General features: G+C 71.0%; 13 protein-coding genes and 1 tRNA gene. 6 read left to right on the plus strand and 8 right to left on the minus strand.

Translation table 11 applies throughout. From position 1 onward, the window contains the following. Positions 1-190 precede the first annotated feature (190 nt). Positions 191-1864 carry an aa3-type cytochrome oxidase subunit I gene (gene ctaD / locus ACSMXR_RS35415; protein WP_473172485.1) on the plus strand — a complete coding sequence of 558 codons (1674 nt, stop codon included), beginning with the start codon at positions 191-193 and terminating at the stop codon, positions 1862-1864. A 40-nt stretch (positions 1865-1904) separates the two neighbouring features. Next, complete coding sequence (locus ACSMXR_RS35420; RefSeq protein ID WP_103539045.1) at positions 1905-2246, plus strand: hypothetical protein; 342 nt, start codon at positions 1905-1907, stop codon at positions 2244-2246. An 88-nt stretch (positions 2247-2334) separates the two neighbouring features. Here the strand turns inward: ACSMXR_RS35420 and ACSMXR_RS35425 are convergent, their stop codons facing one another. The 6 genes from ACSMXR_RS35425 to ACSMXR_RS35450 all read right to left on the minus strand — a co-directional run bounded on the left by ACSMXR_RS35425 (position 2335) and on the right by ACSMXR_RS35450 (position 7719). Continuing rightward, positions 2335-2712, minus strand: a complete 378-nt coding sequence (locus tag ACSMXR_RS35425; RefSeq protein ID WP_381908645.1) for a VOC family protein — start codon at positions 2710-2712, stop codon at positions 2335-2337. A 20-nt stretch (positions 2713-2732) separates the two neighbouring features. After that, positions 2733-4343 (minus strand): sigma-70 family RNA polymerase sigma factor, encoded by a 1611-nt coding sequence (locus ACSMXR_RS35430; protein ID WP_473170813.1) that lies wholly within the window; start codon positions 4341-4343, stop codon positions 2733-2735. Positions 4344-4595: 252 nt separating this feature from the next. Next, positions 4596-4790 carry an antitoxin gene (locus ACSMXR_RS35435; RefSeq protein ID WP_030080644.1) on the minus strand — a complete coding sequence of 65 codons (195 nt, stop codon included), beginning with the start codon at positions 4788-4790 and terminating at the stop codon, positions 4596-4598. Between the two features lie 302 nt (positions 4791-5092). After that, entirely contained in the window at positions 5093-6118 is a 1026-nt protein-coding gene (locus ACSMXR_RS35440; RefSeq protein ID WP_473172486.1) for an MASE1 domain-containing protein, read from the minus strand. Between the two features lie 63 nt (positions 6119-6181). Continuing rightward, on the minus strand, positions 6182-7015 hold the full coding sequence (locus tag ACSMXR_RS35445) for a PP2C family protein-serine/threonine phosphatase (RefSeq protein ID WP_381792420.1): 834 nt from the start codon (positions 7013-7015) through the stop codon (positions 6182-6184). 83 nt (positions 7016-7098) lie between these two features. Next, on the minus strand, positions 7099-7719 hold the full coding sequence (locus ACSMXR_RS35450; protein WP_473170814.1) for a DinB family protein: 621 nt from the start codon (positions 7717-7719) through the stop codon (positions 7099-7101). 149 nt (positions 7720-7868) lie between these two features. Between ACSMXR_RS35450 and ACSMXR_RS35455 the strand changes: the two genes are divergently transcribed. After that, positions 7869-8138 carry a hypothetical protein gene (locus tag ACSMXR_RS35455; protein ID WP_030080638.1) on the plus strand — a complete coding sequence of 90 codons (270 nt, stop codon included), beginning with the start codon at positions 7869-7871 and terminating at the stop codon, positions 8136-8138. Positions 8139-8153: 15 nt separating this feature from the next. Here ACSMXR_RS35455 and ACSMXR_RS35460 read toward each other — a convergent pair. Beyond that, positions 8154-8229 (minus strand) — tRNA-Trp (locus tag ACSMXR_RS35460). A gap of 48 nt (positions 8230-8277) precedes the next feature. Beyond that, positions 8278-9174 carry a LysR substrate-binding domain-containing protein gene (locus ACSMXR_RS35465; protein WP_473170815.1) on the minus strand — a complete coding sequence of 299 codons (897 nt, stop codon included), beginning with the start codon at positions 9172-9174 and terminating at the stop codon, positions 8278-8280. Positions 9175-9348: 174 nt separating this feature from the next. Between ACSMXR_RS35465 and ACSMXR_RS35470 the strand changes: the two genes are divergently transcribed. The 3 genes from ACSMXR_RS35470 to mptB all read left to right on the plus strand — a co-directional run bounded on the left by ACSMXR_RS35470 (position 9349) and on the right by mptB (position 12404). Further along, on the plus strand, positions 9349-10353 hold the full coding sequence (locus tag ACSMXR_RS35470) for an aldo/keto reductase (RefSeq protein WP_473170816.1): 1005 nt from the start codon (positions 9349-9351) through the stop codon (positions 10351-10353). A 36-nt stretch (positions 10354-10389) separates the two neighbouring features. Continuing rightward, complete coding sequence (locus ACSMXR_RS35475; protein WP_376189088.1) at positions 10390-10806, plus strand: SRPBCC family protein; 417 nt, start codon at positions 10390-10392, stop codon at positions 10804-10806. 92 nt (positions 10807-10898) lie between these two features. Beyond that, positions 10899-12404, plus strand: coding sequence for a polyprenol phosphomannose-dependent alpha 1,6 mannosyltransferase MptB (gene mptB, locus ACSMXR_RS35480; RefSeq protein ID WP_473170817.1), 1506 nt, complete (start codon positions 10899-10901; stop codon positions 12402-12404). The last annotated feature ends 162 nt before the right edge of the window (positions 12405-12566 follow it).

The following is a 12566-nucleotide window of genomic DNA, read 5'->3' on the forward strand; positions in this document are numbered from 1 at the left end:
TTGGCCGTAGGCCATTTGAGTGTCCTTGTCGGCCGCTCGCGCCGGACGGGGAAGGATGTCCCACCGCACCGATCGCCAGGGGTCCATTCTGGTCGCCGAGTCCACACGGGCCGTCGATCGAAGGAGCGTCGTAGTGACGACGAGGGGCATCTCGCAACCGGTGGAGACCGATACCGCCGAACAGGACGAAATGCCGGTACGGCGCGGGGAACCCGGCAACGTCATCATCAAGTGGATGACCTCGACGGACCACAAGACGATCGGCACGCTCTACCTCGTCACCTCCTTCGCGTTCTTCTGCGTGGGAGGGCTCCTGGCCCTGGTGATGCGCGCCGAACTGGCCCGGCCCGGTATCCAGCTGCTCTCGAACGAGCAGTTCAACCAGGCGTTCACGATGCACGGCACGATCATGCTGCTGATGTTCGCGACGCCGCTGTTCGCCGGATTCGCGAACTGGATCATGCCGCTGCAGATCGGCGCGCCCGATGTGGCGTTCCCGCGGCTGAACATGTTCGCGTACTGGCTGTACCTCTTCGGCTCGCTCATCGCGGTGGCCGGCTTTCTCACCCCGCAGGGAGCCGCGGACTTCGGCTGGTTCGCCTACTCCCCGCTCAACGACGCGGTCCGCTCGCCGGGCATCGGCGCCGACATGTGGATCATGGGTCTGGCCTTCTCCGGCTTCGGCACGATCCTCGGCTCGGTCAACTTCATCACCACGATCATCTGCATGCGCGCCCCCGGCATGACGATGTTCCGCATGCCGATCTTCGTCTGGAACGTCCTGCTGACCGGTGTCCTGGTCCTGCTGGCCTTCCCGGTCCTCGCCGCGGCCCTGCTGGCGCTGGAGGCCGACCGGAAATTCGGCGCGCACGTCTTCGACGCGGCCAACGGCGGCGCACTGCTGTGGCAGCACCTGTTCTGGTTCTTCGGCCACCCCGAGGTCTACATCATCGCCCTGCCGTTCTTCGGCATCGTCACCGAGATCTTCCCGGTCTTCAGCCGCAAACCCGTCTTCGGCTACATCGGACTGGTCGCGGCCACCATCGCCATCGCGGGCCTTTCCGCGACCGTATGGGCGCACCACATGTTCGTCACGGGCGCCGTGCTGTTGCCGTTCTTCTCCTTCATGACCTTCCTCATCGCCGTGCCGACCGGTGTGAAGTTCTTCAACTGGATCGGCACGATGTGGAAGGGGTCGCTGTCCCTGGAGACCCCGATGCTGTGGGCCATCGGGTTCCTGGTCACCTTCCTGTTCGGCGGTCTGACCGGGATCATCCTCGCCTCACCGCCGATGGACTTCCACGTCTCCGACTCGTACTTCGTCGTCGCCCACTTCCATTACGTGGTGTTCGGTACGGTGGTGTTCGCGATGTTCGCCGGATTCCATTTCTGGTGGCCGAAGTTCACCGGGAAAATGCTGGACGAGCGGCTCGGTAAGGTGACGTTTTGGACGCTCTTCATCGGGTTCCACGGAACGTTCCTCGTGCAGCACTGGCTCGGTGCCGAAGGCATGCCGCGCCGTTATGCCGACTATCTCGACGCCGACGGATTCACCGCGCTGAACACCATCTCCACCATTTCCTCCTTCCTGCTCGGCCTGTCGATCCTGCCGTTCTTCTACAACATCTGGAAGACCGCCAAGTACGGCAAGAAGATCGAGGTCGACGACCCGTGGGGCTACGGCCGTTCGCTGGAGTGGGCGACCTCCTGCCCGCCGCCGCGGCACAACTTCGTCACGCTGCCGCGGATCCGTTCCGAATCCCCGGCGTTCGACCTGCACCACCCGGCGGTCCGCTCCCTGGAAGAAGCCACCACCCGTCCCGGGGACTCCACGATCATCGCCCCGGGGGACAAACAGGAGTGAAGGCGGCTCCGGCCCGGACGACCCGACGGAGAGGTGAACGGTGAAACCCGACAAGGACAGCGCCCGGGGCCTGGCCCAACTGGAGGGCTTTCTGCTGTGGAACGCCGAGGTCGAGCGGGCGCGACGGCACGCACGCCGATTCACCGACCAGCTGCCCTGGCTGACCACGGCACAGCGCGAGGACGTCGAGAGGGTGTTCATCGCCGAACGGGTCACCGCGTCCCGGGAGTCGCTCACCCGCATCCGCGACCGCGCGGACGAACTGCGCGCGGAGTACACCGAGCGCTACACGCGGCTCCGGGCCCGCTGCGTGGCCGTCTCGGCCGGCACGGTGGGCGCGGCGATCTGCCTCGGCACGGCGCTGACGCTGGTCCTGCGCTGAGCACTGCCGGCTCCGGGGCGGCTCACCGGCCGCCCCGGACGGGACCCGGCCCCGGATCCCTGACAGCCGCGCGCCCGAGCAGCCGGATTCAGTGCCGTACCAGGCAGAAGGGGTGTCCTGCGGGATCCGCGTACACCCGCCAGCCGCGCGCCTCGTCCCCGGCGTCGAGGAGAGACGCCCCGATCGCCAGGACCTGTTCGTGCGCCCGTTCCTGGTCGGTGACGCCGAAGTCCAGGTGGAACTGCTGGGGCGGGTCCTGGCCGGGCCAGCGAGGCGGCTGGTGGTCGGCCACTCGCTGAAAGGCCAGGACGAGCCCACCGGGCGTGTGCAGCGTGGACCAGTCCGCGTCGCATCCCCACCGCCGGTCGGGGCGGTCGACCTCGCCCCCGAGCAACGACGCGTAGAAGCGGGCCAGTTCCCTCGGGTCGCGGCAGTCCAGGACCACACACTCCAGGTCAGCGATCATGACCGCATCCTAGAGGCGGCTCAGCGGGCCCCGAACACCTGCGTCCACACAGGACCGCCGCCGGAATCCACCTTGCCCACACCGATCTCCTTGAAGGAGCAGTTGAGGATGTTCGCCCGGTGCCCCGGGCTGTCCATCCAGGACCGCATCACATCGGCCGGGGTCCGCTGGCCCTTGGCGATGTTCTCGCCGTACGTGGACCAGCGGTATCCCGCGGCGGTGATCCGGTCACCCGGGTCCCTGCCGTCCTGCGAGGTGTGCGAGAAGTAGTCGTTGGCGTCCATGTCGGCGGAGTGCCGTTGCGCGGCCGTGTTGAGCTGATCGTTGACGGTCACCGGACCACAGCCCTCCTTGGCCCGTTCCGCGTTGACCAGCTCGGTGACCTGACCCGCGGTACCCGCCGGGGCGGGCGGCGCGGGCGCGGGCGGGGCCGGCTTCGGAACCGGGGCGGCGGAGCTGGGCGCGGGCGGCGGCGGGGTGCTCTTCTTCGGCTTCGCCTTGGGCGTACGCGAAGGGCTCGGCGACGGGGAGGCGGAGGCGCTGGGCGACGCGGACGCGGATACGGAGGGGGAAGGGGACGAGGTCGTCGAGGCCGTCGTGGGCACCTCGGAGCGGGGTGCCGGAGCGTCGGCCGTGACGGTCGTCGCGTCCCGCTCGCCACCGTCGGTGTAGAGGTGCACTGCCGCGCCGCCCGTACCCAGGGCCGCGACCGCGACCACGGCGGCGACGGCCGAGTTACGGCGCCGGCGCCGGGCCTGCACCCGTCTGCGCTCGGCGCGCCCCGCCCCGGCGCTGTCCACGCCCGGCCCCGGCGCTTGAAGATACGCCGCGGTGGCGAGCAGTTCGGGAGCCGCCCCGGCTCCCGCAGCCGCGGCCACCGGCACCAGCGCGAGACCCACGAGCAGCCCCTCGGCGGGCACGAGCCCCGAGCCGTGCCCCGAACACACCGTGCACTCGCGAGCATGGCGGGCCAGCCGCTTGCGCCACAGGGCGGAGGGGACGCCGTCCCAGCCGGCGGTGATGTCCTCCAGCAGCACACACGGCGGATCGGCCGCCAGCGCGCCCACCACGACCCGCGCCGCCTCCAGCTGCGCCTTCATCCGCTGTACCCGTACGGCGGTGTGCTGCGGGGAGAGTTCGAGAGCGGCGGCGACCTCGGCCCGGGACAGGTGCCCGGCGGTCTCCAGCCACCACAGCGACAACAGGGCGCGGTCGTCCTCGTCCAGCCAGCGCGTCGCCTCCGCGACCTGCCGTCGCTGGCCGGTCAGGCCGAGCTCCAGGATCGTCACCTCGACGAAGTCCGCGCGCGGATCCGGCAGGTCGTACGCGGCGTCCAGCCGGTCCGCCGGTATCGCACCCGACTGCTTCTCGCGCCAGTGCGTGCGTATCTCGTTCATGGCTATCGCCACCAGCCAGGAACGGAAACGTTCGGGGTCGCGCAGTTCGGGCAGGCCCCGGAGCATGCGCAGCACCGTCTCCTGCACCACGTCGTCCACGTCCGCATGACCGTCCAGCGCACGTCCGACGACGTTGTACAGCAGCGGCAGGTACGCCGAGACGAGCTGGTCCTTGGCCTGCTGATCGCCGCTCCGCGCCGCCTCGATCAAGGCGGTCGGGTGATCCTTGCCCATGCTGTGCTCACTCTTCCGGGGTCGGGTGCTGTCACTTCCCACACTCGGGAGATGGGGTGCGGGCGGGACAATAACAAGAATCCGGTGGGCAACCCCGGAAACCTTTCCCCGCGGACCTCGTCCGACAGGCCCCGCCGGGCCGGACATAGCCGTCACATAGCCGTCCCGCACACCGGTCTGTGCCACGGAACACGTTCCGTGGCACAGACCGGTGTGCGGGACGAGTGGCGGCCGGTCACCGGCCGCGGTTGCTCAGGTGCGAGGCGGTCCGTCCTGGTCGCGGTCCGTTCCGAGCTGCTGCTTGAGCTTGTCCTGGGCGGTGTCGACGTGCTTCTTGTACTTGCCCTGCGTGCGGTCGTCGACCATGTCGCCGGCCTTGTCGATGCCCTTGCCGGCCTGGTCCTCGTGGCCCTTGAGCATCTTCTTGATCTTGTCCAGTGCGGACATGCGTCCTCCTCATCGACGGTGCGCCCCCACACCTCCAGGGTCACCGCACCCGGCCCGGCCCGCATCCGCTCCGCCACCGGGCGCTGATGCCGGCCGGAGCCCGGGGGAGCCGGGAAGTGTGAAGCGGCCCTGGCTGGGCAGATACCGGTTGACCAGGAGGAGGTGGTGGCAATGGGCCGCATCCGAGTCGTCGTCCGTCGTCCCCCGCCCCCTTCGGGGCCGCCGCCGCTCGATCTGCGCACCCCTTCTGGCCGCCCCCTGCCGTACTGACCCCGGCGCCGGCCCCCGGTCGAGGACCGGCGCTACGGGTGATCCGGATGCGGGCCGCCGTCCAGCGGCCCGTGCCGCCGAGGTCTGTCCCCGTACCGTGCCGAGGCCGGCCCGGACAGCGGAGCCAGCTGCTCCACCAGGGCCTCCAGTTCCTCGACGGCGTGTTCCGTCTCGCGGCGGATGTTCCTGTGCTCCGCGACGATCGCCCCCAGCAGCAGCGCGGTGAGCGCGACGCATCCGTTGAGGAGCGAGAGGTTCGCCATGATCTCCATCAGGCTGTGCCCCGCGAACGGCCCCAGGGCATCCGTACCGGCCAGGATGGCGAGCACCGAGACCACCAGGGCGCACGGCGCGCTGCCGGGCAGCTGGAAGCGCAGGGCCGCCCAGATGATCACCGGGAACACCAGATAGATCATCCCCAGCGAGCTGCGCGTCGCGATCAACGACGACAGCACCACGACGGCCGCGAGCACCGAGGCCTCCAGCCACCGGTCACCCGGCCGGGGCCGTCGCACCTGGCGCAGTACCAGCAGCACCGGGGTGACCACCAGAACCCCCATCGCGTCGCCCGCCCACCAGGACGCCCAGACCAGCCAGAACCGTCCCGGCGGAACCTTGTCGTCGAGCAGCAGGGTTAAGCTGCCGAGGGTGGCGCTGATCAGCATCCCCGCGAACGCGCCGAGGAAGACCAGACAGACCCCGTCGCGCAGCCGGACCAGCTCACTGCGGAAGCCCACCTTCCGCAGCAGGGCGTACGAGGCGAGCGGCGCGATCGTGTTGCCGAACATGATGGCCAGACGGCTCACCGTGAACGCGTCGCCGATCTCGGAGACGGTGACCAGCGTGCCCAGCGCGATCCCCGGCCAGACCCGGGTGCCCAGGCACAGCAGTGCGGCCAGCGCGATGCCGGTGGGCGGCCACAGCGGCGTGACGACCGCGCCGTCCACGACGACCTGGCGCATCAGCCCGAGCCGCCCCGACAGGTAGTAGGCGCCGGCCACGCCCAGGACCTGCGCCACGTACACGGCCCGACGTCTGTCTTCCTTGCTGCGGATCACACCACTCATCAGACACCGACCGTGACGGGAGTCGGCAGGTGACACGCGCGGTACGGCTCGGCGTCACCGCGGGCCGCGCCCGGAGGCGGCGTGCCGCAGGACCAGGACGGCGGCGTCGTCCTCGTGCCCCGTCACCTCCGCCGCGCCCAGGACCTCGTCGGCCAGCTGCGCCGCGCTCGCCCCGCTGTGCGCGGCGACCAGCTGCCGGACCCGTTCGAGACCGTCCTCGATCAGCAGCGACGGCCCCTCGACGACCCCGTCGGTGAGCAGCACGATCGCCCCGTCGGAGTCGAGCGTGTGCCGCGTGACGGGGTAGCACTCGCCGGGCTCGATGCCCAGCGGCATGCCGCCCGGGTCCTCCGTGATGCCGGACCGGCCCTCCGTGGTGGCCCAGACGCACGCCACATGCCCGGCCCGCGCGCTGTGCAGCTCCCAGGTCGTCGGGTCCAGTCGCATGAAGGTGCAGGTGGCGAAGAGTCCCGAGTCCACGGACAGCAGCAGATCGTTCGTCCGGCCCAGGACCTCGCCCGGATCGGACGCCGTGCCCGCGATGGCCCGCATCGCGATACGGACCTGCCCCATGAAGGCGGCCGCCTCGACGTCATGCCCCTGTACGTCGCCGATGGCGAAACCGAGCGCCCCGTCCGCGAGCGGGAAACCGTCGTACCAGTCGCCGCCGATGTCCAGACCGTGGCGGGCGGGCGCGTAGCGGGCCGCGGCCTGCAGGCCGGGCAGCGTGGGCAGGGCCGCCGGAAGCATGTCGCGCTGGAGTGCTTGCGCCAGCTCCACCCTGGCCTGGTGGAACTCCACTTCGCGCCGAGCGCGGGCGGTGAGGTCCTGCAAGGTGTTGAGCAGGTCTTCGGCGCTGGCCGAGCGGGGACTCCGACGCCGGTTCATGTGCCGCTCCGCGGTGCGTTAAGTCCCTGAATCATATGGCGGGCGGCCCCGAGCGGCGACTGCGGCGACCGCCGGGGCGTCGCTCAGGACGGCCGGGCGCGGTACAGATCGCGGAGCAGAGCGATCTCGGCGCCGTGGTGCAGCACCTCCTGGTTGACCCACCAGACGATGTCGACGAACGGGTCCTCGGCGTCACTGCCGTTCGGATACGTGCTGTACCCGACGGTGTCGAGGGCCGTGTCGTCCGCGCCGGTCAGAGCCTCGCGCCAGGCGGCGGACGCGGTCTCGAAGGCGGCCACGGCCCCGGCGGCGTCGCCCGGGGTGCGGTGGTCGTCGCGGGTGAGCGCGCGTCCGCCATGGGTGTACTCGGCGCGGAGGGAGAGCATCTCGGTGAGATGGCTCAGACGCCACGCGATGGTGGTGAACGGCGGCGGAAACGGATGCGGGGAGTCCGCCGAGTCCCGCCCCCAGTCCCCGGCCCCCGCCAGTACGGTCGCCCGCGCCCCGGGCCCGTCGCCGCGACGGCGTACGGACCAGCAGTCGCGCACGGGTTCCCAGAGGTACTCGTCGTCACCGAGCGGGGTGACGCCGATGTCGACACCGTTGCCGCTGTCCATGACAGGACCGGCCAGCCGGCCGAGAAGCCGCTCGCAGGCGAAGTCGAACTGCTCCAGCAGGGGGACCGTGCGCGATGGGAGGGTCATCGGTGGAGCGTGCCACAGCCGATGGACGGGCGCGCGCCCATTTCCGGCGCCCCGGCCCGCCGGTCCGGACGGGTGGGCGGGGCGGCGGGAGGTGGCCGGATGGACCCTCGTACCGAGCCGTTGTCAGTGCCCGGTGGGATGCTGCCCGCATGGACGAGCTGATGAGGCTGCGACGGGTGTACGGCACCGATCACGACGACCCCCACCCGGGGCCGAGGCCGGGTCATGACTACCGCGAGCTGGTCGGCGGCCCCCTCGACGGGCTGCTGCTCGACGTCACCGGCTGGGACGACGCGGATCTGCGCGACGGGGTCGGACTGGTCACGGAGATCGGCGCCTACGGGCCGGGCGGACGGGCCGAGTACGGCCCCCGGTCGCCGGACAGCCACCAATGGGACTGGCGCGGCGACGTGCGGTGATCGACCGGGTGGTGCTGGCAGGGGCGGCAGGAATCGAACCTGCGACATACGGTTTTGGAGACCGCCGCTCTGGCCGCTGAGCTACGCCCCTTCGGTTACGGGTGAAGCCTGACACGCCCCGATGCGCGCGCCAACAGGTTTACGCGGGCACGGAGTCGAGCACCGTGGCGCGGAAGGCGCCCACCACGGGCCGCAGATCGATGCGGTGCCAGGCCGCCCACAGCCGTGCGGACCCGCTGTGCCAGGGCAGTTCGCGTACGGCCACGCCGGGCTCCGTGCCCCGCACCATGCTCCGCTGCACCAGCGCCAGCCCGAACCCGGAGGCGACGAGCCCGAGCGCGGTGAGGGGTTCGGCGGCGTCCAGAGTGATGTCCGGGGTGAAGCCCGCCGCCACGCACGAGGCGACGAACGCGTCGTGCCGGCCCGGGTCGTGGCCGCTCTCCACGGCGATCCATGGCTGTCCGTCCAGGTCCGCCGGTACGAGGTCCGCCCGGTCCGCCAGTGGATGACCGGCAGGCAGCACGAGCAGCAGCGGGTCCTCCAGCAGCAGCGCCGAGCTCAGATCCGGGTCGTCCCTGGCCGGCGGCTCCTGGACCAGGGCGATGTCCAGGCTGCGCTGCCGCAGCCCCTCGAACTGCTCGGCGCTCTGCTGCCCGTACAGCGCCACATGGATCCCCGGCCGCTCCAGGCGCAGCGTGCGCAGTGCGGCGGGCAGGAGCCCCGTGTGCATGGCGTCCGGTACGTAGCCGACGCAGAGTCCGCCCTCCTCACCGCGTCCCAGTCGGCGCCCCAGGTTCTCCAGCCGCCCGGCGTGGGTCAGCAGGGCCCGGGTCTCGGCGAGGAAGACACGGCCGTCCGACGTCAGGCGGATCCGCTGCCGGTCCCGCTCGAACAGGACCAGGCCGAGCTCCTTCTCCAGCTGGGCGATCTGCCGGCTGAGCGGCGACTGGGAGATATGGAGCTGTTCGGCGGCGCGGCCGACGTGTTCCGTCTCGGCGACGGCGACGAAATAGCGGAGCTGGCGGAGATCGAGCATGTCACGTCCTCGTAAGACCTTCGGAGACTCAAGTCAGCCCAAACAAGTCTTGGACAGTCTCAACGTCCGATCCTAACCTCGAATGCGTAAGGCCGACAGAGCATGTGCAACCGGAACATTCCGGTGTAAAACCATGCCGATGGTCGGCTCCTTCGCAGAGTCAAGGACCCACACGTGAGCATCACCCACCTCCTCCCCGGCCGGCTCGGCTTCGGCACGGCACCGCTCGGCAACATGTTCCGGGCGATCCCCGACGACGAGGCCGCCGCCACCGTGCAGGCCGCCTGGGACCAGGGCATCCGCTACTTCGACACCGCCCCCTTCTACGGCGCCGGCCTCGCCGAGATCCGGCTCGGCGACGTCCTCGCCCAGCACCCGCGCGACGCCTACGTCCTCAGCACCAAGGTCGGCCGGGTCATCCTGGACGAGGCCGAGGACCCGGCCGCCCGTGACCTCGGCGAGAAGGGCGGGCTCTTCGAGCACGGCCGCCCCAACAAGATGATCAACGACTACAGCGCGGACGCCACCCTGCGCTCCATCGAGGACAGCCTGAAGCGGCTGCGCACCGACCGCCTGGACATCGTCTGGGTCCACGACGTCGCCCAGGACTTCTACGGCGACGAGTGGCTCGCCGCCTACGAGAGCGCCCGCACCGGCGCCTTCCGGGTCCTGACCCGGCTCCGCGAGGAAGGCGTCATCAAGGCCTGGGGCCTCGGCGTCAACAAGGTCGAGCCGCTCGAACTCACCCTCGACCTCGACGAGCCGCGCCCCGACGCGTTCCTCCTCGCCGGCCGCTACACCCTCCTCGACCACGACCGCGCCCTGCAACGGCTCCTCCCGGCGGCCGCCGAGCACGACGTCGACCTCGTCGTCGGCGGACCGTACAGCTCCGGCATCCTCGCGGGCGGCGCGCACTTCGAATACCAGAAGGCGCCCGCGGACATCGTCGCCAAGGTGGAGCGCCTCAAGGCACTCGCCGACCAGCACGGCATCGGCATCAAGGCCGCCGCGCTCCAGTTCGCCCTGGCCCACCCGGCCACCGCGGCGGCGATCCCCGGCGCCACCCGGCCCAGCCGTATCGCCGAGGACCTCGCCGCCCTCGACGAGAAGATCCCCGCGGCCTTCTGGGCGGCCCTGCGCGAGGAGAGGCTGATCTCCGCCGACGCCCCCACCGCCTGAACCACACGCGCCCCACCACATCAAGGACGTCACCCCATGACCAGCACCACCGCCTCCACCGAACTCCCCGTCCCCGCCGACCGCGTCTGGCAGCTCATCGGCGGCTTCGACGCGCTGCCCGACTGGCTCCCGTACATCCCGACCAGTGAGCTGAGCGAGGGCGGCCGCGTCCGCACCCTCGTCAACGAGGAGGGCGGCGTCATCGTCGAGCGCCTCGAAGCCTTCGACAACGCGGCGCGCAGCTACAGCTACTCCATCCTCCGCGCCCCGTTCCCGGTCACGGACTATCTGTCGACCATCGCCGTGCGCGAGGGATCGGCGCCGGACCGGGCGCTCGTCGAGTGGTCCGGCACCTTCACCCCGGACGGGATCGGCGACGACGAGGCCGCCGCCCTCTTCCACGGCATCTACGCCGACGGCCTCGCCGCCCTCACGCAGTCGCTCGCCGGCTGAACGCCACGGGCGCCCGGACCTGATCCGGGCACCCGGCCGGCCGGGGGAGCGGCTGTGGGGGCAGACCCGGCCGTCCGATAGGTTGGCCGGTCATGTGGGCTTTGAGTGCGGTCGGACACCGTCGGCTGGGTGCGGCAGGATCCCTGGCGGTCGTCGCCGGCGGCTGGTTCGCCGGAAAGCTGCCGGTTCACGACCCCTGGGGGCTGTGGACCGACCACGGGTCGACCGCGAAGGCCGCCGCCGCGGTCCTCGCCTACGCCGGACTGACCGTGCTCGTCGTCGCCTGGTGGCAGTACGGCAAGACCGCCTCCACCGCCCGCGAGACCCTTGTCACCCTCGCCTGGTGGACCGCCCCGTTCCTGCTCGCGCCCCCGCTCTACAGCGCCGACGTCTACAGCTACATCGCCCAGGGCTCGATGGTCGTCGAAGGGCACGACGTCTACACCGTCGGCCCCTCCGCCCTGGACCCGGGCGGGATCGGCGGCGACGCCGCCGCGAGCGTCGGCAACCACTGGCGCGACACCCCGGCCCCCTACGGGCCGCTCTTCCTGCTGATCTCCGCAGCCGTCGCCTGGACCACCGGCGGCACGATCGTCCCCGCCGTCCTGGCGATGCGGGTCGTCGCACTTCTCTCCCTCGCCCTGATCGTCTGGTCGCTGCGACGGCTCGCGCGGGAACACGGCCGCAGCGAGAGCCGCGCCCTGTGGCTGGGAGCCCTCAACCCGCTGCTGCTGATCCATGTCGTCGGCGGCATGCACAACGACGGGCTGATGATCGGCCTGATGCTCGCCGGTTTCGTACTCGCCCTGCGCGGAAAGTGGATCGCGGGCAGCGCGCTGATCGGACTCGCCATGATGGTGAAGTCACCGGCGGCCGTGTCGCTGCTGTTCATCGGCGTCCTCGTACACGCCTCCGCGACGGGCCCCCAGTGGCGCCGCTGGGCCAAGGGGCTTCTCGCGCCCGGCCTGATCGCCTGCGCGGTCGCCGGAGGCGCGACGCTGATCAGCGGCACCGGATTCGGCTGGCTCCACACCCAGGGCGTCGCCGCGAACATCCACACCGCGCTCTCCGTCAGCAGCGACCTCGGCCTCGGGCTGGGAGAGCTGGCCCATCTGCTCCTGGACGTCGAGGTGACGCCGGTCAAGTCCGCCGTCCAGACGCTGGGCCTGGCGGTCGCGCTCGGCCTGATCCTCGTGCTGGCCCGGCGTGCGATGCGTGGCGGAGTGACGCCCGCCCACGCGCTCGGCCTCTCCCTGCTCGCCCTGGTCGCCCTCTCGCCCATGGTCCAGCCCTGGTATCTGCTGTGGGGCATGGCCGTCGTCGCCGCGACCGAACAGTACGGCCGGCTGTCCGCCGTCCTGATCGTGCTCTCGGCGGCGCTGGTGTACGAGACCCACCCCATGGGCGCCACCCCACCCTACGGATTCGCCCTCGCCGGCCTCGCCGCCGTCCTCGGCACCCTCGCCGTCCGCCGGAACCCCGTCGTGCCGCCCGATGCCCGCCTCCCCGGCCAGCGCGGCCCCACGGAATCGCCGGAGAACCAGGAGGCTCCCGGCTCCGCCGCAACCCCCGCCCCGGCCCCGCAGAACGCCCCGTAGAGAAGTCCGCTCGAAGAAATCCCCTCGACGCCCGACAAGATCCTCGGCTACGCTGAGCGAGTCCTGTTGTCTCCGATAGAGGTGGACGTTGCGCATCTGAGGTCCGCGATCATCGCGCGGTACGGCCCTGGCCCGTACACGGTCACGACGTTGTCGGCATGT

The sequence above is a fragment of the Streptomyces sp. DSM 106670 genome (assembly GCF_055792845.1).

Bases quoted from the DNA above. Each gene is read 5' to 3' on its own strand.
- ACSMXR_RS35465 (WP_473170815.1), bottom strand. From the start codon at position 9,174: ATGCTCGATCTCCGCCAGCTCCGCTATTTCGTCGCCGTCGCCGAGACG.
- ACSMXR_RS35445 (WP_381792420.1), bottom strand. From the start codon at position 7,015: ATGAACCGGCGTCGGAGTCCCCGCTCGGCCAGCGCCGAAGACCTGCTC.
- mptB (WP_473170817.1), top strand. From the start codon at position 10,899: ATGTGGGCTTTGAGTGCGGTCGGACACCGTCGGCTGGGTGCGGCAGGA.
- ACSMXR_RS35425 (WP_381908645.1), bottom strand. From the start codon at position 2,712: ATGATCGCTGACCTGGAGTGTGTGGTCCTGGACTGCCGCGACCCGAGG.
- ACSMXR_RS35450 (WP_473170814.1), bottom strand. From the start codon at position 7,719: ATGACCCTCCCATCGCGCACGGTCCCCCTGCTGGAGCAGTTCGACTTC.
- ACSMXR_RS35475 (WP_376189088.1), top strand. From the start codon at position 10,390: ATGACCAGCACCACCGCCTCCACCGAACTCCCCGTCCCCGCCGACCGC.
- ctaD (WP_473172485.1), top strand. From the start codon at position 191: ATGCCGGTACGGCGCGGGGAACCCGGCAACGTCATCATCAAGTGGATG.
- ACSMXR_RS35430 (WP_473170813.1), bottom strand. From the start codon at position 4,343: ATGGGCAAGGATCACCCGACCGCCTTGATCGAGGCGGCGCGGAGCGGC.
- ACSMXR_RS35455 (WP_030080638.1), top strand. From the start codon at position 7,869: ATGGACGAGCTGATGAGGCTGCGACGGGTGTACGGCACCGATCACGAC.
- ACSMXR_RS35435 (WP_030080644.1), bottom strand. From the start codon at position 4,790: ATGTCCGCACTGGACAAGATCAAGAAGATGCTCAAGGGCCACGAGGAC.